The organism is Pseudomonas sp. WS 5412, from assembly GCF_012985615.1.
Lineage (GTDB): Bacteria > Pseudomonadota > Gammaproteobacteria > Pseudomonadales > Pseudomonadaceae > Aquipseudomonas > Aquipseudomonas shahriarae.
In genome coordinates this window covers 170,359-190,115 of the sequence record NZ_JAARMB010000006.1, presented here as the reverse complement: position 1 = coordinate 190,115, position 19,757 = coordinate 170,359, and the positions used below count along the sequence as shown (strand labels likewise).

The 19,757-nt window shown below is 63.1% G+C and carries 16 protein-coding genes; 8 read left to right on the top strand and 8 right to left on the bottom strand.

The features are described 5' to 3' along the window. The first annotated feature begins 24 nt into the window (after window positions 1-24). From HBR94_RS10980 to HBR94_RS10965, 4 genes are read left to right on the top strand one after another with little or no spacing between them, the layout of a single operon-like run. Window positions 25-690, top strand: a complete 666-nt coding sequence (locus HBR94_RS10980; RefSeq protein WP_057437020.1) for an amino acid ABC transporter permease — start codon at window positions 25-27, stop codon at window positions 688-690. Then, window positions 671-1,330: an amino acid ABC transporter permease gene (locus HBR94_RS10975; RefSeq protein WP_057437022.1), complete on the top strand. Its 660-nt coding sequence runs from the start codon at window positions 671-673 to the stop codon at window positions 1,328-1,330. The genes HBR94_RS10980 and HBR94_RS10975 overlap by 20 nt, the downstream gene beginning before the upstream one ends. Continuing rightward, entirely contained in the window at window positions 1,327-2,103 is a 777-nt protein-coding gene (locus HBR94_RS10970) for an amino acid ABC transporter ATP-binding protein (RefSeq protein ID WP_115127139.1), read from the top strand. Before HBR94_RS10975 ends, HBR94_RS10970 begins: the two co-directional genes overlap by 4 nt. After that, window positions 2,100-2,966 (top strand): transporter substrate-binding domain-containing protein, encoded by an 867-nt coding sequence (locus HBR94_RS10965; RefSeq protein WP_057437024.1) that lies wholly within the window; start codon window positions 2,100-2,102, stop codon window positions 2,964-2,966. Before HBR94_RS10970 ends, HBR94_RS10965 begins: the two co-directional genes overlap by 4 nt. Before the next feature lie 123 nt (window positions 2,967-3,089). Here the strand turns inward: HBR94_RS10965 and HBR94_RS10960 are convergent, their stop codons facing one another. Beyond that, the gene (locus tag HBR94_RS10960; protein ID WP_170044776.1) at window positions 3,090-4,250 is read right to left on the bottom strand and encodes an AAA family ATPase; all 1,161 of its coding nucleotides are present in this window, start codon (window positions 4,248-4,250) and stop codon (window positions 3,090-3,092) included. Window positions 4,251-4,402: 152 nt separating this feature from the next. On the opposite strand from HBR94_RS10960, the gene HBR94_RS10955 reads away from it, so the two are divergent. The 4 genes from HBR94_RS10955 (at window position 4,403) to HBR94_RS10940 (ending at window position 12,117) form a co-directional block, all read left to right on the top strand. After that, the gene (locus HBR94_RS10955) at window positions 4,403-5,506 is read left to right on the top strand and encodes an efflux RND transporter periplasmic adaptor subunit (protein ID WP_169959984.1); all 1,104 of its coding nucleotides are present in this window, start codon (window positions 4,403-4,405) and stop codon (window positions 5,504-5,506) included. Beyond that, window positions 5,503-6,573, top strand: a complete 1,071-nt coding sequence (locus tag HBR94_RS10950; RefSeq protein WP_169959983.1) for an efflux RND transporter periplasmic adaptor subunit — start codon at window positions 5,503-5,505, stop codon at window positions 6,571-6,573. The genes HBR94_RS10955 and HBR94_RS10950 overlap by 4 nt, the downstream gene beginning before the upstream one ends. After that, window positions 6,570-9,620, top strand: coding sequence for an efflux RND transporter permease subunit (locus HBR94_RS10945; RefSeq protein ID WP_170044775.1), 3,051 nt, complete (start codon window positions 6,570-6,572; stop codon window positions 9,618-9,620). Before HBR94_RS10950 ends, HBR94_RS10945 begins: the two co-directional genes overlap by 4 nt. A gap of 259 nt (window positions 9,621-9,879) precedes the next feature. Continuing rightward, a complete protein-coding gene (locus HBR94_RS10940; protein ID WP_170044774.1) occupies window positions 9,880-12,117 on the top strand; it encodes a glycoside hydrolase in 2,238 nt (745 codons plus the stop codon). A gap of 533 nt (window positions 12,118-12,650) precedes the next feature. On the opposite strand, the gene HBR94_RS10935 is transcribed toward HBR94_RS10940, so the two are convergent. From HBR94_RS10935 to HBR94_RS10905, 7 genes are read right to left on the bottom strand one after another with little or no spacing between them, the layout of a single operon-like run. Further along, entirely contained in the window at window positions 12,651-13,286 is a 636-nt protein-coding gene (locus tag HBR94_RS10935; protein ID WP_170044773.1) for a class I SAM-dependent methyltransferase, read from the bottom strand. Window positions 13,287-13,326: 40 nt separating this feature from the next. Then, window positions 13,327-13,971, bottom strand: coding sequence for a methionine ABC transporter permease (locus HBR94_RS10930; RefSeq protein ID WP_057957985.1), 645 nt, complete (start codon window positions 13,969-13,971; stop codon window positions 13,327-13,329). Beyond that, complete coding sequence (locus HBR94_RS10925) at window positions 13,961-15,076, bottom strand: ATP-binding cassette domain-containing protein (protein WP_115127147.1); 1,116 nt, start codon at window positions 15,074-15,076, stop codon at window positions 13,961-13,963. The genes HBR94_RS10930 and HBR94_RS10925 overlap by 11 nt, the downstream gene beginning before the upstream one ends. Before the next feature lie 2 nt (window positions 15,077-15,078). After that, entirely contained in the window at window positions 15,079-15,888 is an 810-nt protein-coding gene (locus tag HBR94_RS10920) for a MetQ/NlpA family ABC transporter substrate-binding protein (protein WP_170044772.1), read from the bottom strand. Window positions 15,889-15,931: 43 nt separating this feature from the next. Continuing rightward, a complete protein-coding gene (locus HBR94_RS10915; protein WP_170044771.1) occupies window positions 15,932-17,293 on the bottom strand; it encodes an LLM class flavin-dependent oxidoreductase in 1,362 nt (453 codons plus the stop codon). Continuing rightward, window positions 17,293-18,486: an SfnB family sulfur acquisition oxidoreductase gene (locus tag HBR94_RS10910; protein WP_170044770.1), complete on the bottom strand. Its 1,194-nt coding sequence runs from the start codon at window positions 18,484-18,486 to the stop codon at window positions 17,293-17,295. The genes HBR94_RS10915 and HBR94_RS10910 overlap by 1 nt, the downstream gene beginning before the upstream one ends. A 23-nt stretch (window positions 18,487-18,509) precedes the next feature. Then, window positions 18,510-19,751: an SfnB family sulfur acquisition oxidoreductase gene (locus HBR94_RS10905; RefSeq protein ID WP_057957990.1), complete on the bottom strand. Its 1,242-nt coding sequence runs from the start codon at window positions 19,749-19,751 to the stop codon at window positions 18,510-18,512. Window positions 19,752-19,757 lie beyond the last annotated feature (6 nt).

Here is a 19,757-nt window from a genome sequence, read left to right as displayed (position 1 = left end):
CCCCTGCGGCGCCCAGGACTTGAAATGACCTTAGACTACGCGTTTATCCTCAGCACCCTGCCGGCGTTTCTCAAAGCCGTGGGGGTAACCCTGCAAGTGGGCTTGATCGCCATTGGCACCTCGCTGCTGGTGGCGCTGATCAACGCGGCCCTGCTGGTGTTTCGCACGCCCTACCTGTCGCGCCTGGTGGCGCTGTATGTGGAACTGGCGCGTAACACGCCGCTGCTGATCCAGCTGTTCTTCGTGTACTTCGCCTTGCCGGCCCTGGGCTTGAATATCTCCGGGTTCTGGGCGGCGATCATCACCATGACCTTTTTGGGCGGCGCCTACCTCACCGAAGTGCTGCGCGCCGGTGTGGAAGCCGTGCCGCTGGCGCAGATCGAGTCGGGCAAGTCCATCGGCCTGTCCGACTGGCAGTTGCTGCGCCATGTGATCCTGCCCCAGGCCGGGATCCTCAGCCTGCCGGCGCTGTTCGCCAATTTCATTTTTTTGCTCAAGGAAACCACGGTGGTTTCGGCAGTGGCGGTGCCAGAGATTCTCTACACCACCAAAAGCTACATCGCCCTCTACTACAAGACTTACGAAATGCTCGCCGTGCTCACGCTGATTTGCGTGCTGCTGTTTTTGCCGCTGTCGCTGCTGCTCAGCCGTCTGGAAAGGAGGCTCCAGCATGGCCAGTTCGGGTCTTGAGTTGTTGTGGGTGTCGTTGCCGCAACTGGGCAAGGGCGCTGCGCAAACCCTGTCGATTTCGTTTTTGAGCATCGCCTTCAGCACGATTGGCGGGGTGCTGTATGGGGTGCTGCGCACCTTGAATGTGCGCGCGATCAACCTGTTGCTGCGCATTTACCTGGAGTTGTTCCGCGCGATTCCGGTGCTGGTGTGGCTGTATCTGCTGTTTTTTGGTCTGCCGATTTTCACCGGTCTGAGCATCCCCAGTTTCTGGTGCGCGGTGCTGGTGTTGTCGCTGTGGGGCGCCAGTGAAGTGGGCGAAGTGGTGCGCGGGGCCTTGCATTCGCTGCCGCGCGGGCAGCGGGAGGCGGGGCTGTCGATTGGCTTGTCGGCGCCGCAGCTCTACGGCTACGTGCTGCTGCCCCAGGCGCTCAAGCGCATGACGCCGCCGACCATCAACGTCTACACGCGGATCATCAAGACCAGCTCCCTGGCGGTGCTGATCGGCGTAGTGGATGTGATCAAGGTCGGCCAGCAAATCATCGAGCGCACCTATGAGTCGGTATTGATCTACGGCGCGCTGTTCCTGTTTTTCTTCTTTATCTGCTACCCGTTGTCGGCCGCCTCCAAGGTGCTGGAACGGCGCTGGGCCCAAGCATGAGCGCATTGATCGAGTTCCAGGGTTTCAATAAATTCTTCGGCGAACAGCAGGTGCTCAATGGCATCGACCTGAGGGTGCAAAGCGGCGAAGTGCTGGTGATCCTCGGCCCCAGCGGCTGCGGCAAAAGCACCTTGCTGCGCTGCCTCAATGGCCTGGAAGTGGCCCACAGCGGCAGCCTGCGCTTTGCCGGCAAACAGCTGTTGGATAAACACACCGACTGGCGCCAGGTGCGCCAGGACGTGGGCATGGTGTTCCAGAGTTACCACCTGTTCCCCCATATGAGCGTGCTCGACAACATCCTGCTGGGCCCGCTGAAAGTACAAAAGCGCGAGCCCCGCGAAGCCCGCGAGCAGGCGCAAAAACTGTTGGAGCGGGTGGGGCTCGCCGACAAGCGCGATGCCTTCCCGCGCCAGCTCTCGGGCGGCCAGCAGCAACGCATCGCCATCGTCCGTTCGCTGTGCATGAACCCCCAGGTCATGCTGTTTGATGAAGTCACCGCCGCCCTCGACCCGGAAATGGTCAAGGAGGTGCTGGAAGTGATTCAGGGCCTGGCCCGCGATGGCATGACCCTGCTGATCGTTACCCACGAAATGGCCTTCGCCCGCGCCGTCGCCGACCGCGTGGTGTTTATGGAGGCCGGCCGCATCCTCGAACACAACACCCCCGAGGCCTTCTTTACGAACCCGCAGACCGCACGCGCGCAGCAGTTCCTCGAGAAATTCTCGTTTGTTTCAACACTGCCCAAGAAAATCAAGGAACTGGAGCTGTCATGAAAACTGCCAAGTTGTTACTGCCGCTGCTCGGCCTGGCCTTACTGGCCGGCTGCAACAAAACTGAAGAACCGGCCAAACCCGCCGCTGCCGCGCCGGCGGCGGTGAGTTATATCGACAAGATCAAGGCTCGCGACAAGCTGATTGTCGGCGTGTTTACCGACAAGCCGCCGTTTGGCTTTGTCGATGAAGCCGGACGCTACGTCGGCTTCGATACCGATATCGGCCGCCGGTTTGCCAAGGACCTGCTGGGCGACGAGAACAAGGTCGAGTTCGTGGCCGTGGAACCGGCCAGCCGCATCCCGTTCCTGCAGAGCGACAAGGTCGACCTGATCCTCGCCAACATGACCGTGACCCCGGAGCGCAAGGAAGCGGTGGAGTTCACCAACCCCAACCTGAAAGTCGCGGTCCAGGCCCTGGTGCCTAACGACAGCGTGGTCAAAAGCCTCGACGACCTGGCGACCCGCACCACCATCGTCACCACCGGCACCACTGCCGATATCTGGCTGACCAAGAACCACCCGGACTGGAAACTGCTCAAGTTCGAGAAAAACACCGAGTCGCTACAAGCCCTCTCGGCTGGGCGTGGCGATGCCTATGCCCAGGACAACCTGGTGCTGTTCAGCTGGGCCAAACAGAACCCGGGCTACCGCGTGCTCGAACAGAAACTGGGTGATGAAGCACCGATTGCGCCGGCAGTGAAGAAGGGCAATATCGAACTGCGCGACTGGGTGAATGCCGAATTGGCGAAGTTGGGCGAAGAGAAGTTCTTGCTCAAGCTGTATGACCAGTACGTGCGCAAAGAACTGAGCGATGAGACCAAGCCTGAGAGTGTGATTGTTGAAGGGGGTAAGTGGCAGGGTTGATCCCCGGCCTCTGTGTTGTTTGATCTACTGCCATCGCGAGCAAGCCCGCTCCCACATTTGCATGTATTCACTAATCAAATGTGGGAGCGGGTTTGCTCGCGATGGCGGCAGTACAGACGCCGCTTACTGAGGCCAATGCCAGGCCGGCTCATCCAACACCCGCTGCCCCACAATCTGCGTCTGCCCCAGCACCTTCTCCAGCACAATCGAATTGCATCCCTCATCCTGCTGCAACGCCGCAATCAAGCGGCTGGCATGGGACACCACCCACACCTGGCAGTGCTTTGATGCCTGGATAATCAGGCGCGCCAAGGCCGGCAACAGGTCCGGGTGCAGGCTGGTTTCCGGTTCGTTGAGTACCATCATCGTCGGCGGGCGTGGCGTCAGCAGGGCGGCGATCAGCAGCAGGTAACGCAAGGTGCCGTCCGATAACTCTGCCGCCGACAGTGGCCGCAGCAAGCCTTCCTGATAAAACTCAATGGCAAAACGTCCGCCCTGCAACGGCTCGATATGCAGGCGTGCGCCGGGAAACGCATCACTCACCGCCTGCTGTAATGCCTCGGGGTTGCCGATTTCGCGGATGGTCTGCAACGCGGCCGCGAGGTCGCGGCCATCGTGATGCAGCACCGGCGTGCGCGTACCCAGTTGCGGCTGGCGCACAGGTGCATCGGCGTCGCTGCGAAAGTGATCGTAGAAGCGCCAGCCACGAATGCTTTCGCGCAGCATCAGCACTTCCGGCGAGCCGCGCAGGCTGCCGACCTGGTCGAACAGGCTGTGGTAGTTCGGCGTGTGCTGGGCCAGCACATCCCAGGCCTGCCCGTCTCGGGCGTGCACCATCGCCCCGGAGCGCTGCACCAGCAGGCTGGCCGGGCGATAGACGTGACCGGCCCAGATGCATTCCTTCTTGATCTCGGGGTCGAGGGAAAAATACGACGAGCTGGGTACTGGCAAGCCCAGGGAAATCGCGTAGCTGAAATCCTCCCCGGCAAAGCCCAGGCGCAAGCGCTTGGCGCCTAGGGCCACGCTGCCTTGTACCGGGATTTCGCCATTGAGCATGCGCCGGCTGACGTTTTCGGGGCCGGCCCAGAACGTCGAATCCAGGCCCCCTTCACGGGCCAGCGCATTGATCACGCCGCCCTGGGCGGTTTCTGCCAGCAGGCGCAAGGCGCGGTACAGGTTGGACTTGCCGCTGCCATTGGGGCCGGTGATCAGGTTCAGCCGATCCAGCGGTACCACCAATTTATTGATCGAGCGGTAATTGGCTACCGCTAAGGTCTTGAGCATTGAGGGCGTTCCGCGCCGGCATGGACCAACATCTTATCGCGTAGAACCGCATCATCGCAGGCCTGTAAATCACTCAGATGAAGGTGGAACCCTGAACTAAGCTCACAGTCGCATACACACTGGCACGTCAGTATTACGCGAAAGGAGTCTGCATGGGCGGTCCCACCTCAACAGTTATTTGTGGCCTTGCCCTGCTGGCATTGCTGAGCGGCTGTGGCCAGGAAAAACCTGAACCCAAGGCCCATTCCAGGGTGTTTGTGCAAACGGTGCAGCCGACCGATTTCGCCGCCGCAGTGACCCTTACCGGAGATATCCAGGCGCGGGTGCAGACCGATTTGTCGTTCCGCGTCGGCGGCAAAATTATCCAGCGCATGGTCGATGTCGGCGACCGCGTGACAGCCCGGCAAGTGCTGGCCAAGCTCGATCCCAAGGATTTGCAGACCAATGTCGATTCCGCCCAGGCCCAGGTGGTGGCGGAACAGGCACGGGTCAAACAGACGGCCGCGGCCTTTGTGCGCCAGGAAAAACTCCTGCCCAAGGGCTACACCAGTCGCAGCGAATACGACGCCGCCCAGGCTGCATTGCGCAGCAGCCAAAGTGCCCTGGCGGCCGCGCAGGCGCAGTTGGCTAACGCCCGTGAGCAACTGGGCTATACGGCGTTGATCGCCGAAGCGCCGGGGGTGATTACCGCGCGGCAGGCTGAAGTCGGCCAGGTGGTGCAGGCCACCGTGCCGATTTTCAGCCTGGCCCGTGATGGCGAGCGCGATGCGGTGTTCAACGTCTACGAATCGCTGCTGGCGGAGCCTGTGCCGGATGTACCAATCACTGTCAGCCTGCTGGACAACCCGGGCATCAAGGCCGTGGGCCGAGTGCGTGAAGTGACCCCGGCCGTCGCCGCCAACAGCGGCACGGTGCAAGTAAAGATCGCCCTGGATGCCTTGCCCAAGGGCATGCAACTGGGGTCGGTCGTCAGTGCCACTGCCAACGGGCAAGCCAAACCCAGCGTCGAGCTGCCCTGGGCGGCACTGACCAAAGACCTCAGCGAGCCTGCCGTGTGGCTGGTGGACGGTGACGGCAAGGCGCAATTGCACAAGGTCACTGTCGCGCGCTACCTGACCGGCAAAGTGATCATCAGCGATGGCCTCAAAGGCGGCGAAAAAGTCGTGGTGGCCGGCGGGCAATTGCTGCACCCAGGCATGTTGGTGGAGATCGCCCAGGCGCCGGACCAGGCCCAGGCCAACGGAGTGCAGCCATGAAGCGCCTGACGCTGATCCTCGCCAGCAGCCTGTTGCTGATCGCCTGTTCCAAGGAAGAGCCGGCGCCGGAGCCTATAAGACCAGTGCTCTGGGTCGAGGTGAAAGCTGAAGACCAGGAAAACCTCGGACGCTTCGCCGGCACGATCCAGGCGCGCTACGAAAGCAACCTGGGCTTCCGAGTGCCCGGTCGTATTGCCCGGCGCGCGGTGGATGTGGGCGCCGAAGTGAGCAAGGGCGCCTTGCTGGCGGTGCTTGACCCCACCGACCAGCAGAACCAGTTGCGCGCCGCCCAGGGCGACCTGGCGCGGGTCCAGGCGCAATTTATCAATGCCCAGGCCAATGCACGCCGCCAGCAGGAACTGTTCAACCGTGGCGTCGGCGCCCAGGCGCAACTGGACATTGCCCAGACCGACCTGAAAACCACCCAGGCCTCTCTCGACCAGGCCAAGGCGTCGGTGGCCCAGGCCAGGGATCAGCTCAACTACGCCGAACTACGCACCGACCACGGCGGCATCGTGACCGCCTGGAATGCCGAAGCCGGCCAGGTGGTCAGCGCCGGCCAGCAAGTAGTGACCCTGGCCCGCCCGGATATCAAGGAAGCGGTGATCGACCTGCCGGCTGGCCTGGCCGAGCGCTTGCCGCCTGATGTGGTGTTTCTGGTGGCCAGCCAGTTGGAGCCCGGCATCAACACCACCGCCACCGTGCGCGAGATCGAGCCTCAGGCACAAAGCGCGACTCGCACCCGTCGCGCGCGCCTGACCCTGGCCAAGACGCCCCCGGCGTTCCGGTTGGGCACGGCGATCAGTGTGACCTTGAGCTCGGCCATCGCCCCACGTATCGAACTGCCCGCCAGCGCGGTGCAGGACGTCGAGGGCAAGACCCGCATCTGGGTCATGGATCTGCAGCAGCAGACCGTGCAGCCCCGTGACGTGACCCTGGTTAGCCGTGATGCCAGCAGTGTTGTGCTCAGCGGTGGGGTGCAGCCTGGCGAGCGTGTGGTCAGCGCCGGCGTCAACAGCCTCAAGCCCGGACAAAAAGTCAAAACCGACGAGGACAGCCCACGATGAAAGGGAGCTTCAACTTATCCGACTGGGCGCTCAAGCATCAGTCCTTCGTCTGGTACCTGATGTTCGTTGCGCTGCTGATGGGCGTGTTTTCCTACATGAACCTGGGGCGCGAGGAAGATCCGTCCTTCACCATCAAGACCATGGTGATCCAGACCCGCTGGCCGGGCGCGACCCAGGAAGAAACCCTCAAGCAGGTCACCGACCGCATCGAGAAAAAGCTCGAAGAGCTGGACTCGCTGGATTACGTGAAAAGCTACACCCGGCCCGGCGAGTCCACGGTTTTCGTGTTCCTCAAAGACACCACTAGCGCCAAGGCGATCCCCGAGATCTGGTACCAGGTGCGCAAGAAGGTCGACGACATTCGCGGCACCTTCCCCCAGGGTTTGCAGGGGCCGTCGTTCAACGACGAGTTCGGTGATGTGTTTGGCTCGGTGTATGCCTTTACCGCCGATGGCATGTCGATGCGCCAGCTGCGCGACTACGTCGAACAGGTGCGCGCCGAGATCCGGGCGGTGCCGGGGTTGGGCAAGGTCGAGATGATCGGCCAGCAGGACGAAGTGATTTACCTGAATTTTTCCACGCGCAAACTCGCCGCCCTGGGGATTGACCAACGGCAAGTGGTGCAGAGCCTGCAATCGCAGAACGCGGTGACCCCGGCCGGGGTGATCGAGGCCGGGCCGGAGCGGATTTCGGTGCGTACCTCCGGGCAATTTGCCTCGGAGAAGGATCTGGCCGACGTCAACCTGCGGCTCAATGACCGCTTTTATCGCCTGGCGGATATCGCGGATATCAGCCGTGGTTATGTGGATCCGGCGCGGCCGATGTTTCGTTTCAATGGCCAGCAAGCCATCGGCCTGGCCATCGCCATGCAGAAGGGCGGCAATATCCAGGAATTCGGCAAGGCGCTCCACCAGCGTATGGATGAGCTGACTGCCGACCTGCCGGTGGGCATCGGCGTGCATAAGGTCTCGGACCAGGCCGAGGTGGTGGAAGAGGCCGTCGGTGGTTTCACCAGTGCGCTGTTCGAAGCGGTGATCATCGTGTTGGTGGTGAGCTTTATCAGCCTCGGCCTGCGCGCCGGGCTGGTGGTGGCGTGCTCGATCCCGCTGGTGCTGGCGCTGGTATTTGTCTTTATGGAGTACAGCGGCATCACCATGCAGCGGGTGTCGCTGGGCGCGTTGATCATCGCCCTCGGTTTGCTGGTGGATGACGCGATGATCACCGTGGAAATGATGATCACGCGCCTGGAAAAGGGCGAGACCCTGGAGCAGGCGGCGACCTTCGCCTACACCTCCACCGCGTTTCCGATGCTCACTGGCACCCTGGTGACCGTGGCCGGCTTCGTACCGATTGGCCTTAACGCCAGCTCGGCGGGTGAGTACACCTTTACCCTGTTTGCGGTGATTGCCGTGGCGATGCTGGTGTCGTGGGTGGTGGCCGTGTTGTTTGCGCCGGTGATCGGCGTGCATATCCTCAGCACCAAGGTCAAACCCCACAGTGACGAGCCGGGGCGGGTCGGGCGGGTGTTCAACGCCGGCATGCTGTGGGCCATGCGCAATCGCTGGTGGGCGATTGGCCTGACGGTGCTGCTGTTTGCGGCGTCGGTGTTTTCCATGCAGTTTGTGCAGAACCAGTTTTTCCCGTCGTCGGATCGCCCGGAGATCCTCGTCGACCTCAACCTGCCGCAAAACGCCTCGATCAATGAAACGCGCAAGGCCGTGGACCGGCTGGAAGCGATCATCAAGGACGACCCGGATATCGCGCGCTGGAGCACCTACATCGGCCAGGGCGCGATCCGTTTCTACCTGCCCCTGGACCAGCAACTGGAGAACCCGTACTACGCGCAGCTGGTGATCGTCAGCAAGGGTCTGGAGGAGCGCGGCGCGTTGATCGAGCGCCTGCAACAGCGCTTGCGCGATGATTTCGTGGGCGTCGGCAGCTTTGTCCAGCCCCTGGAAATGGGCCCGCCGGTCGGGCGGCCGATCCAGTATCGGGTGTCGGGCAAGGACATCGACCAGGTGCGTAAACACGCCATCGAACTGGCGACGTTGCTGGATAAAAACAGCCACCTGGGCGAGATCATCTATGACTGGAACGAGCCGGGCAAAGTGCTGCGGATCGATATTGCCCAGGACAAGGCGCGCCAGCTCGGGCTGTCGTCCGAAGACGTGGCGCAGTTGATGAACAGCGTGGTCAGCGGCTCGGCGGTGACCCAGGTGCACGACGATATCTACCTGATCAACGTGGTGGGTCGTGCCGAAGACGCCGAGCGCGGCACTCCGGAAACCTTGCAGAACCTGCAGATCGTCACGCCCAGCGGCACTTCGATCCCGCTATTGGCCTTTGCCACCGTGCGTTACGAGTTGGAGCAGCCGCTGGTGTGGCGTCGCGATCGCAAGCCGACCATCACCATCAAGGCCGCCGTGCGCGACGAGATGCAGCCGACCGATCTGGTCAAGCAGCTCAAGCCGGAAATCGAGAAATTCAGCGCCGGTTTGCCGGTGGGCTACACGGTCGCTACCGGCGGTACCGTGGAGGAAAGCGGCAAGGCCCAGGGCCCGATTGCCAGCGTGGTGCCGTTGATGCTGTTCTTGATGGCGACCTTCCTGATGATCCAGTTGCACAGCGTGCAGAAGATGTTCCTGGTGGCCAGCGTGGCCCCGCTGGGCCTGATTGGCGTGGTCCTGGCGCTGATTCCCACGGGTACGCCCATGGGCTTTGTGGCGATCCTGGGGATCCTCGCGCTGATCGGCATCATCATCCGCAACTCGGTGATCCTGGTGACCCAGATCGACGCCTATGAACAGGAAGGCTACACGCCATGGGACGCGGTGGTGCAGGCCACCGAGCACCGGCGCCGGCCGATCCTGCTGACGGCGGCGGCGGCCAGCCTGGGCATGATTCCCATTGCCCGGGAAGTGTTCTGGGGGCCGATGGCCTACGCGATGATCGGCGGGATCATCATCGCCACCCTGCTGACGCTGCTGTTTTTGCCGGCGTTGTATGTGGCCTGGTACAAAATCCGCGAGCCCAAGGCCGCGCCATAACCCAAACACGCTGTTGGGCATCACTATTGTGGCGAGGGGGCTTGCCCCCGTTGGGCTGCGAAGCAGCCCCAAAACCGGCCACCTCAGTGTGTCTGATACAACCCGGTGGATCTTACAGGGGCCGCTGCGCAGCCCAACGGGGGCAAGCCCCCTCGCCACAGGGGCAGGCAGTGGGAAAACTCTCTGAATGTGTATTGGATTAGTTCCGGTCAACGAACTGTTTTACCCTCGGGCTTTCGCTCCTCTGAAGGCCCATGTCATGACCCTTAACCTGCGCCGAGCCTTGTGCATCTGCGTGCTGCTGCTGTCGCCACTGGCCGTTGCCGGCACCGTTCTGGAAAACCCCCAATGGCGCATCGAGCTCGACCCGGCGAATCTGGCCGTGCGCGTGACCCCTTCCGGCGGCGAGCCGGTGCAGGCCTCCAGCGGCGTGGCTACCCATAAGGTCAGCCAGTTGCAGCAGTCCACTCAACACGCCAACTGGCAATGGGACAACGGTGCCTATCGGCTGAACGCCACCCTGGACCAGCGTGACCTGATCCTGACCATCACCGCCCGCGAGGCCGGCGAGCTGGAGATCGTCCGCCAGCCGGCCAGCGCCATGGGCAAGGGCCTGATCTGGCCGCTTGCCGAGGGGCATTACGTGCCAGCCGGCAACAGCCTCTGGCAGCGCTTTTTGCTGGAGCAGGGGGATGTCAACAGCACCCAGGACCTGAGCCTGCCGTTATGGGGCGTCGATCACGCAAGCTTCACCCTCAACTGGCTGCTGACCAACCCCTACAACAACCGTTTGCAGTGGCAGGCCGAGGGCCCGCGCCTGGGCTTGTCGTTGCATCATGAATTCACCGCCCTGGACCCCACCGCGCCCATGACCCTGCGCCTGAATCTGGGCGAGGCCGATTTGCTGGCCGGTGCCAAGCGCTACCGCCAATGGCTAGTGGAACAGCGGCTCTACGAGCCGTTGGCCGACAAACTGCAACGCCTGCCGGCCGGCGAAAAGCTACTGGGTGCCAGCCACGTCTACCTGTGGGGCAATGACCTGCTGGGCCTGGGCGATGTGCGCGATTGGGAGCAGTTACGCACCGTGCTGCGTGCGCCCGATGGCTTGGGCGCACAACTCAATGGCCTGCTGGATTCTGAGGCGGCACAGGTGGTGCAAGCCCCCCAGCCGTTTCTGGATCGCTACCAGCAAGCTGTGTTGCTCAGAGGGCTCAACGCGGCGCTCAACAAAAAGGCGCGCCAGGGCTGGCAAGCCACGACCGAGCCCGACATGCCCGCGCTTGCCCAAGGCTACGGCGCACTGCGCCAGCAACTGGCACTGGCGTTTGCCGGTGCCTTGCGTGCCAACCCCGAAACCTGGGGCAGCACGTTATCCGCAACGACGATCAAGACCCTGCAGGAGAGTGGCCTGCCACGCCTGCTGCTGACCCTGGGCGAAGGCTGGGAGGGCGGGCTCTGGCACCCGGAGGCGGTGCGTGACGGGGTCGCGGCCGGGTACTTGATGGCGCCTTACGACTCCTATGAAACTGCCCTGGCAGCCAGCGAAAACCCCGACTGGACCACCGCGCACCTGGGCAGCCGCGCCTATCGCGACTGCGCGATCATGTTGAAGAACGGCCAGCTCAAGACCGGCTTCCAGAAGTCCGGGCACTACACCGACCCGCGCTGCGTCCGCCCATTGCTGGAGGCGCGGGTGACGGCGGTGCAGGCCAAGGCCGGGTTCAATGCCTGGTTCCTCGACGCCTATGCCACCGGCATGCTGTTTGACAGCTATCGCTCGGTGCTGGGCATGACCCAGGCGCAGAACGCCCAAGGCAATATCGACGCCGCCCGCTGGATCGCCAGCCACCTCCAGTTGCCGGTGGGTTCCGAAGATGGCAACGCCACCACCGCCCGCGGCGTGTTATTCGCCCATGGCATGCAAACCCCGGTCATGGGCTGGGGCGACCGTGAGATGACCCAGGACAAGCAATCGCCGTACTACGTGGGGGCCTGGTATCCACCGGAGGAACCGGCGGTGTTCTTCAAACGCGTGCCGCTCAAAGAGCCGCTGCGCAGCGTGTACTTTGCCCCGGCGATGCGCCTGCCGCTGTATCAGGCGGTGTTCCATGGCTCGGTCATTACCAGCCATCACTGGCTGTTCGACAGCCTGAAGCTGAGCAATGTGCAGGCGGAAAACGAGCTGGCCCAACTGCTGTACAACGTGCCGCCGCTCTATCACTTGAGCGCCGCTACCTTGAAGCAGCGCTTGCCGATGATCCAGCGTCAGGATGGGTTCTTCCGGCCGTTGCATGAGCGTCTGGCGACCCAGGCAATGACGGATTTTCGCTGGCTGAGCAACGACCGGCTGGTGCAGCAGACCACGTTTGCCGATGGCACGCGGTTGGTGGCCAACTTTGCGCAGGAGGAGAGGGACGGGTATGCGGGGCAGAGTGTGACGGCGTGGGTGGTGGGTGAAAGTCCGGTGGTGTATCAGGTGGCTCAGCAGCGCCCTTGAGGCCATCGCGGGCAAGCCCGCTCCCACAGGGGGGGGCTCGACCAGGCAGGGAATTCTGGACACACCACAAACCAATGTGGGAGCTGGCTTGCCTGCGATGACGGTATGTCAGCCACCAAAAATAGTGCCTGTACTACCGCCATCGCGGGCAAGCCCGCTCCCACAGGGGGAGCTCGACCAGGCAGGGAATTCTGGACACACCACAAACCAATGTGGGAGCTGGCTTGCCTGCGATGACGGTATGTCAGCCACCAAAGATAGTGCCTGTACTACCGCCATCGCGGGCAAGCCCGCTCCCACAGGGGGGGGCTCGACCAGGCAGGGAATTCTGGACACGCCACAAACCAATGTGGGAGCTGGCTTGCCTGCGATGACGGTTTGTCAGCCACCAAAGATAGTGCCTGTACTACCGCCATCGCGGGCAAGCCCGCTCCCACAGGGGGGGGCTCGACCCGGCAGGGAATTCTGGACACACCACAAACCAATGTGGGAGCTGGCTTGTCGGGTCGCCGCATCGCTGCGATAGCGTCCGCTCAGACACCCCCTACCTTACGCCACACACTGGCCAACCAAGGCTGCTGCTCGCGCGGCAGTCCTGCCGGGCGATAGTAGTGCTCCAACTCCACAAACCCTGCGCTGGTCAGCAGCGCCTGCCAGGCCGCAAGGTCGTGATACGAGCCATAACGCGGGCCGTTCCAGCCCTCCTGGTTTTCCCCCCTGGGGTTGGAGCTGAACAACACCCCACCCGGTTTCAGCGCAGCCTGCAGTTGCTGGAGAATGCGCGGCAGTTCCTGCTTGGGGATATGAAACAGCACCGCATTGGCAAAGATCCCGTCGAAGCGCGCGGCCGGCAGATCCAGTTTGAGGAAGTCCTGGTGCAGTACTTCACAGCCGCTGTCCTGGCGCGCCATCTGCGCGAAACGCTCGGCGCCATCCAGGCCCACGGCGATATGCCCAAGCCGGGTGAAGGTCTGCAAATCCCGCCCCGGCCCGCAGCCGAAGTCCAGCACGGTAAACGGCGCCTGCGCCTGGATATGCCGCAGCAACGCGTCGATGTTCTGGCTCACATCATGGTCGCGGGTACCTTCGCGAAAATCTTCGGCCACCTGGTTGTAGTGACCCAGGGTGGTAGAGGTGATCTGGTCGAGGTCGTCGGGGGCGAGTTTCATGGCAGTCGGCACCAGGGCAAAGAGAGGTGCCGACTATACCTCAGCGCTTGTTCAGCCCGCGCGCCAGGCGATCGCCACCCAGTTGGATCGCGGCCACCAGCAGGACCAGCAACACAATCACCGTGAGCATGATCTGGCTGTCGAAACGCTGGTAGCCGTAGCGGTAGGCAATATCCCCTAGGCCACCGGCGCCAATCGCTCCGGCCATGGCCGACGAGTTGATCATGGTCACCAGAGTAATGGTGAACCCGCCGACAATCCCCGGCAGCGCTTCCGGCAACAGCACATGCCTGACGATATGCCAGCGCCGGCAGCCCATGGCCTGGGCGGCTTCGATCAGGCCATGGTCGACTTCGCGCAGGCTGACCTCGGCGATTCGCGCAAAGAACGGCGTGGCGGCGATGGTCAGTGGTACCACGGCGGCCCACACACCGTAGGTGGTGCCCACAATCAGCCGGGTGAAGGGGATCAGCGCCACCATCAGAATCAGGAACGGGATGGAGCGGAACAGATTGACGAACGCCCCCAGCACCCTATTCAAGGCGGGGGCCTGGTAGATACCGCCCTTGTCGCTGGTGACCAGGAACACCGCCAGCGGGATACCCACCAGCAGCGCGATCAACGACGACACGCCGACCATCAACAAGGTGTCGATGGCGCCCTGCAATAAACGATCAAACCACATAGCCCAGCACCTCCACCTGTTGTGCCCAGCGCGTGGCGCGGGTGCGTAATGTGTCGGCGTCCAGGGCGGAGCCGGTCACTGCCAGCAGCAATTGCCCCAGGGCGTGGCCCTGGATGCGCTCGACCCCGCCTTGCAGCAGGCGCACGCGCCCACCCAGGGCGCTGAACAGTGCGGCGAGGTCCGGTTCATCCGCGCTGGCGCCGGTAAATTGCAGGCGCAGCACCACGGCCGCATCCGCCGACGCTGGCGTGGCCCGCAGGCGCTTTTGCAGTTCCTCGGGCAAGCCATGTTGCAGGGGCGCGAGCAGGGTTTTACTGACCTGATGCTTGGGGTTGCCAAACACTTCCCACACCGGGCCTTGCTCGACGATCCGCCCGTGTTCCAGCACCACCACGCGGTCGCAGATTTCGCGGATCACCGCCATCTCGTGGGTGATCAGCACGATGGTCAGGCCCAGGCGCTGATTGATCTCGCGCAACAGGCCGAGGATCGACTGGGTGGTCTCCGGGTCCAGGGCCGAGGTGGCTTCGTCACACAGCAGGATCTGCGGGTCGTGCACCAGCGAGCGGGCGATGCCCACCCGTTGCTTCTGCCCGCCGGACAACTGCGCCGGGTACGCCTGGTGCTTGTCCTGCAAACCCACCAGCTCCAGCAGCTCGCGGACCTTGTGCTCGCGTTGCGGCTTGGGCACACCGGCGACTTTCAGTGGCAGCTCGACGTTCTGCCACACGGTCTTGGCCGACATCAGGTTGAAGTGCTGGAAGATCATGCCGATGCGTCGCCGCAGGGCCACCAGACGGTCTTCGTCGAAATCGCCGATATCCACCTGGTCGATCAGCACTCGGCCGCTGCTGGGTTGTTCCAGGCGGTTGATGGTGCGGATCAGCGACGACTTGCCGGCGCCGCTGCGGCCGATGATGCCGAACACTTCGCCACGCTGGATCGCCAGGTCGATGCCTTGCAGCGCATGCACCGTGCCGTCGTAGGTTTTGCCCAGGTTGATAAAACGCACATGGGCGTGGTTCAAGTCAGGGTGTAGCTCTGTCTGTTGCGCGTCCCTGGGCAGTGTGCCCAGGTCGCGCAGTTGGGCATTGGCGGCGCTCATATTCAGCCTTCCCAGCCGACTTGGTACAGCGTGCCCAGGGATTTATCCAGGGCCGCGCGGACCACCGGCGAATGCTGGTAGATCTCGACGAACTTGATCACCCGTGGGTCGGTTTTGCCCTTGGGCTGGGTCACGAACTGGATCACGTATTCCGGGTGGTCAAGGCCATCGAACAGCAGCGCCGACTCGGCATTGAAGGTCTTGGACAGGCGGATATAGGCCGGGTAGCCCTGCACCAGGTCGGCGTCGTCATAGGCGCGCACCAGCTGCACCGCTTCGACCTGCAGGATCTTGAGCTGTTTCGGGTTGGCGACGATGTCGTCTTCGGTGGCCTTGTAGCCCACGCCCGGCTTGAGGGTGATCAGGCCGGCCTTGGCCAGCAACTGCAGGCCGCGCCCGCTGTTGATGGGGTCGTTGGCGATGGCCACGCTGGCGCCCTGGGGCAGCTCATCGAAGCTTTTGAATTTTTTCGAGTACAGACCGACGTTATTGATGATCCCCGGCTTGAACGGCACCAGGTCAAAACCGGCGGCGGCCTTGGCGTTTTCCAGGAACGGAATGTGCTGGAAGTAATTCACGTCGATATCGCCGGCGGCGAGGCTGACGTTGGGCGCGATCCAGTCGGTGAACTCCACCAGCTCGACTTTCAGGCCCTGCTTGCCGGCCTCTTCGACGGCGGCTTCGAGGGGAATGGCGAAGGCCGCCGTGGTGCCGACTTTCAGCGGCGCATCGGCGGCAAACACCGCCGAGCTGAACAGGCCGAGGGCCAGGGCCAGTGCTTTGACTGGGTGGGAGAGCAGTGTTGTTTTCATGGTCGATTTCCAGTCATAAGGTGTTGGTATGAGCAATAAAGGTCTAAATGTGGGAGTGGCGGTAGGTGGAACCGGTGTGTTGTTCGGGTAAGTGCGCTTCGCGGTGGAAGACCTTTTCTCGCAAGGTTCCGGTCTCATAAGCAGTCTTGTATGACCCACGCCTTTGCAACTCGGGAATCACCAGCTCGATAAAATCCACATAGCTCTCCGGCGTAACAATGCGCGTCAGGTTGAAGCCATCCAGCCCGGTCTCGCTGATCCAGGATTCCAGCTCATCAGCCACCTGCGCAGGCGAACCCACCAGGGTGATATAGCGCCCACCCAACGCGTGTTGTTCCAACAACTTGCGCCGGGTCCAGTCGTTGTTCTGCAAGGCTTTAGTGGCTGATTGGATCGCGTTGCTCTTCACGTACTGGATCGGTTCGTCCAGCTCGTATTGCGAGAAGTCGATGGCGGTGGAGGCGCTGAAATGTGCCACGCCGGCCTCGGCGCTGGCGTAGCTCAGGTACTCGGCATGCTTGGCCCAGGCCAGCGCCTCGGTGGCGCCGACAATCACGTTGAGCCCCATGAACACCTTGATGTCGTCTGGGTTGCGTCCGGCTGCGACCGCGCTGGCGCGTACCTTGTCCACTTGCACCTTGGTCGCAGCCTTGTTCTGCCCGCTGATAAACACGCACTCGGCATGGCGCCCGGCAAACACCAGGCCGCGTTCCGAACTGCCGGCCTGGAACAGCACTGGCGTGCGCTGCGGCGAGGGCTCGCACAGGTGATAGCCCTGCACCTGATAGAACTCGCCATGGTGCTCGACCTTGTGCACCTTGCCCGGTTGGGCATAGATCCGTTGTTGCGGGTCGTTGAGTACCGCGCCGTCTTCCCAACTGCCTTCCCACAGCTTGTACAGCACCTCCAGGTACTCGTCGGCCTGGTCGTAGCGCCGGTCATGCTCGACCTGCTCGGTGAGGCCCATGGCCTTGGCGGCGCTGTCCAGGTAGCCGGTGACGATGTTCCAGCCCACCCGGCCACGGCTCAGGTGATCGAGCGTGGACATGCGCCGGGCGAACAGATACGGCGGCTCGTAAGTCAGGTTGGCGGTCAGGCCGAAGCCGAGGTTTTTCGTTACGGCGGCCATGGCCGAGACCAGTAGCAGTGGGTCGTTGACTGGCAGTTGGATCGACTCCTTGAGCGGCACCTCGACCGAGCCTTGATAGACGTCGTACACGCCAACGATGTCGGCGATAAACAAGCCGTCGAACAGCCCACGCTCCAGTAGTTGCGCCAGTTCGGTCCAGTATTCGACGGTCTTGTACTGGGTCGAGGTGTCCCGTGGATGCGTCCACAGGCCATGGTTGATATGCCCGATGCAGTTCATGTTGAAGGCATTGAGCAGGATCTTTTTCTTCAACATCAGAGGGTCCCCCGCAGCGGCGGGTTTTCATCGTTGAGGTAATAATTGCCGACGGCGTGGTACTTCCAGCGCACCGGGTCGTGCAGGGTGTGCACCCGGGCGTTGCGCCAGTGGCGGTCCAGGCCATGCTCGGCGAGGGTTGCCTGGCTGCCGGCGAGTTCGAACAGGGTGCTGCCGGCGGCCAGGGAAATCTCGGTGCTCAGGGCGCGTACTTCAGCCACGGCAATCGACGCCGCCGCGACGGTTTGCGCATTGCTGTCGGCCTGGGCGCGGTCGAGGAATTCGCCGGAGCGCTCCAGCAGGGCTTCGGTGGCGTGCAGGCGGATGCTCAGGTGGCCGAAGCTTTTCAGGGTCAGCGGGTCTTCGCTGGCCGTGTCATTGCCCGAGTCGATCCACGGCCGGGTCTTGGTGCGCACAAAATGCAGGGCATCTTCAAAGGCGGCGCGGGCGATGCCGGTGTCGATGGCCGCGTGAAGGATCTGCGCCAGCGGGCCCACGGTGGTCGGGCGCTCGAAGGCGCTCTGGAACGGGATCACGTCTTCGGCTGCGACCCACACATTGTCGAACACCACCGAACCGCTGCCGGTGGTGCGCTGGCCGAAGCCGCTCCAATCGTCGATCACCGTCAGGCCCTGGCTGTCATGCGGCACAAAGGCCAGTTGCTGCACGCCGTGCTCATCCACCACCGAGGTGGGAATGCGCTGGGCGTAGATCGCGCCGGTGGCGTAGAACTTGCGGCCGCTGATGCGAAAATCGTCGCCGTCGCGCACAAGTTTCGTCACCCGGTCATGGGCGGTCTTGGTGCCCAGTTCCGCCAGGGCATTGCCAAAGCGCTGGCCGGCCAGCACCTCGGCATACAGGCGTTGTTGCTGCGCCGGGCTGCCATTGATGCGCAGCACTTCCAGGGCATAAAAATGGTTCTGCGGGATCTGCCCCAACGAGGCATCGGCCTGGGCGATCAGGGCAATGACCTTGGCCAGGGTGACGTTGGACACGCCAGCGCCGCCGTATGCCTTGGGCACGCTGATGCCCCACAGGCCGGAGCGGGAAAAGGCTTCCAGTTCGGCGAGCGGCAGGCGGCGTTCACGGTCGCGCAGGGCGCTGTCGCGGCGAAAGTCTTCGACCAGGTCGCTGGCGACAATCAGGGCTTGTTCATCGCTGGTGATGACCGCGACGGAATGGGAAAGCGTCATGTTTTTCTCCAGAGGTCTGGTCGTCAGATCCAGGAATGCCGGGCCGGCAAGGTTCCGTTGAGGTGCCAGGCGCCCACCGCGTGATACTTCCAGCGCACCGGGTCGTGCAGGGTGTGCACCCGTGCATTGCGCCAGTGGCGGTCGAGGTTGAACTCGGCGAGGGTGGCGCGGCTGCCGGCCAGTTCGAAGAGTTTCTCGCTGACCAGCAGCGAGACTTCGGTGGTCAGCACCTTGGCTTGTGCCACGGCAATCGAGGCCCGGGCGGCGGAGTGTGCGGTGATGGGCGCGGCGCTGACCTGGTCCAGCACCTGGCCGGCCTTGCGCAGCAGGGCTTCGGCGGCGTGCAGTTCGATTTTCAGCTTGCCGATATCGGCGATCACATAGAGGTCGTCGCTGGCCCGTTCGACCTTGGCGTCGATCCACGGCCGCGAGCGTTCACGGACAAAACTGATGGTGTCGTCGAGGGCGCCACGGGCGATGCCGGCGTCGATGGCCGCCTGGATCAATTGCGAGACCGCGCCCTGGATGCCCGGGGTTTGCCCCAGGCGCCAGATCGGTACCACCAGATCGGCGTCCACTGGCACATTGTTCAGCAACACGGTGCCGCTGGCGGTGGTGCGCTGGCCAAAGCCCGACCAGTCATCGACGATGCGCAATCCCGGGGTGCCACGGCGCACAAACGCCATGACCTGGCGGCCTTCGTCGTCCAGGGCCTTGACCGCGACCCAATGGGCAAACAGCGCGCCGGTGGAGTAGAACTTCTGGCCGTTGATGACAAAACCGTCACCCTCGGCGCTGATCCGGGCCTTCACATCCAGGGTGTTTTTGGTACCGCGTTCCGGCCCGCCATTGCCGATGCGCCAGCCGTCGAGCACGCTTTGGAACAGCTGTTTTTTCTGTGATTCGCTGGCGGCGCCTTGCAGCACGTGCAAGATGCCAAAGTGGTTCTGCGGGATCTGCCCCAGGGCTGGGTCGACGGCGCTGATAATCGCGAACACTTCAGCCAGGGTCACAAACGACACTTGCGGGCCGCCGTATTCGCGGGGGATGGAAATGCTCCCCAGGCCACTGCGGGTGAACTGTTCGATTTCGGCCCAGGGCAGTTTGCGCTGGCGGTCGCGCAGCCCGGCTTGCAGGCGGGCGGCCTGGGCAAGCGCGTGGGCAGCGGCGAGGGCTTCACTGTCGTTGCGCAGCACCTGGGTGGGCAACAGCAGCGGGGCGATATCCAGATCGCTCTGGAGGGGCGATTGCGCCAAGTTAGACATCGGTGC

Coding starts and splice junctions, on each gene's coding strand:
- HBR94_RS10980 (WP_057437020.1), top strand. CDS start 25: ATGACCTTAGACTACGCGTTTATCCTCAGCACCCTGCCGGCGTTTCTC.
- HBR94_RS10975 (WP_057437022.1), top strand. CDS start 671: ATGGCCAGTTCGGGTCTTGAGTTGTTGTGGGTGTCGTTGCCGCAACTG.
- HBR94_RS10970 (WP_115127139.1), top strand. CDS start 1,327: ATGAGCGCATTGATCGAGTTCCAGGGTTTCAATAAATTCTTCGGCGAA.
- HBR94_RS10965 (WP_057437024.1), top strand. CDS start 2,100: ATGAAAACTGCCAAGTTGTTACTGCCGCTGCTCGGCCTGGCCTTACTG.
- HBR94_RS10960 (WP_170044776.1), bottom strand. CDS start 4,250: ATGCTCAAGACCTTAGCGGTAGCCAATTACCGCTCGATCAATAAATTG.
- HBR94_RS10955 (WP_169959984.1), top strand. CDS start 4,403: ATGGGCGGTCCCACCTCAACAGTTATTTGTGGCCTTGCCCTGCTGGCA.
- HBR94_RS10950 (WP_169959983.1), top strand. CDS start 5,503: ATGAAGCGCCTGACGCTGATCCTCGCCAGCAGCCTGTTGCTGATCGCC.
- HBR94_RS10945 (WP_170044775.1), top strand. CDS start 6,570: ATGAAAGGGAGCTTCAACTTATCCGACTGGGCGCTCAAGCATCAGTCC.
- HBR94_RS10940 (WP_170044774.1), top strand. CDS start 9,880: ATGACCCTTAACCTGCGCCGAGCCTTGTGCATCTGCGTGCTGCTGCTG.
- HBR94_RS10935 (WP_170044773.1), bottom strand. CDS start 13,286: ATGAAACTCGCCCCCGACGACCTCGACCAGATCACCTCTACCACCCTG.
- HBR94_RS10930 (WP_057957985.1), bottom strand. CDS start 13,971: ATGTGGTTTGATCGTTTATTGCAGGGCGCCATCGACACCTTGTTGATG.
- HBR94_RS10925 (WP_115127147.1), bottom strand. CDS start 15,076: ATGAGCGCCGCCAATGCCCAACTGCGCGACCTGGGCACACTGCCCAGG.
- HBR94_RS10920 (WP_170044772.1), bottom strand. CDS start 15,888: ATGAAAACAACACTGCTCTCCCACCCAGTCAAAGCACTGGCCCTGGCC.
- HBR94_RS10915 (WP_170044771.1), bottom strand. CDS start 17,293: ATGTTGAAGAAAAAGATCCTGCTCAATGCCTTCAACATGAACTGCATC.
- HBR94_RS10910 (WP_170044770.1), bottom strand. CDS start 18,486: ATGACGCTTTCCCATTCCGTCGCGGTCATCACCAGCGATGAACAAGCC.
- HBR94_RS10905 (WP_057957990.1), bottom strand. CDS start 19,751: ATGTCTAACTTGGCGCAATCGCCCCTCCAGAGCGATCTGGATATCGCC.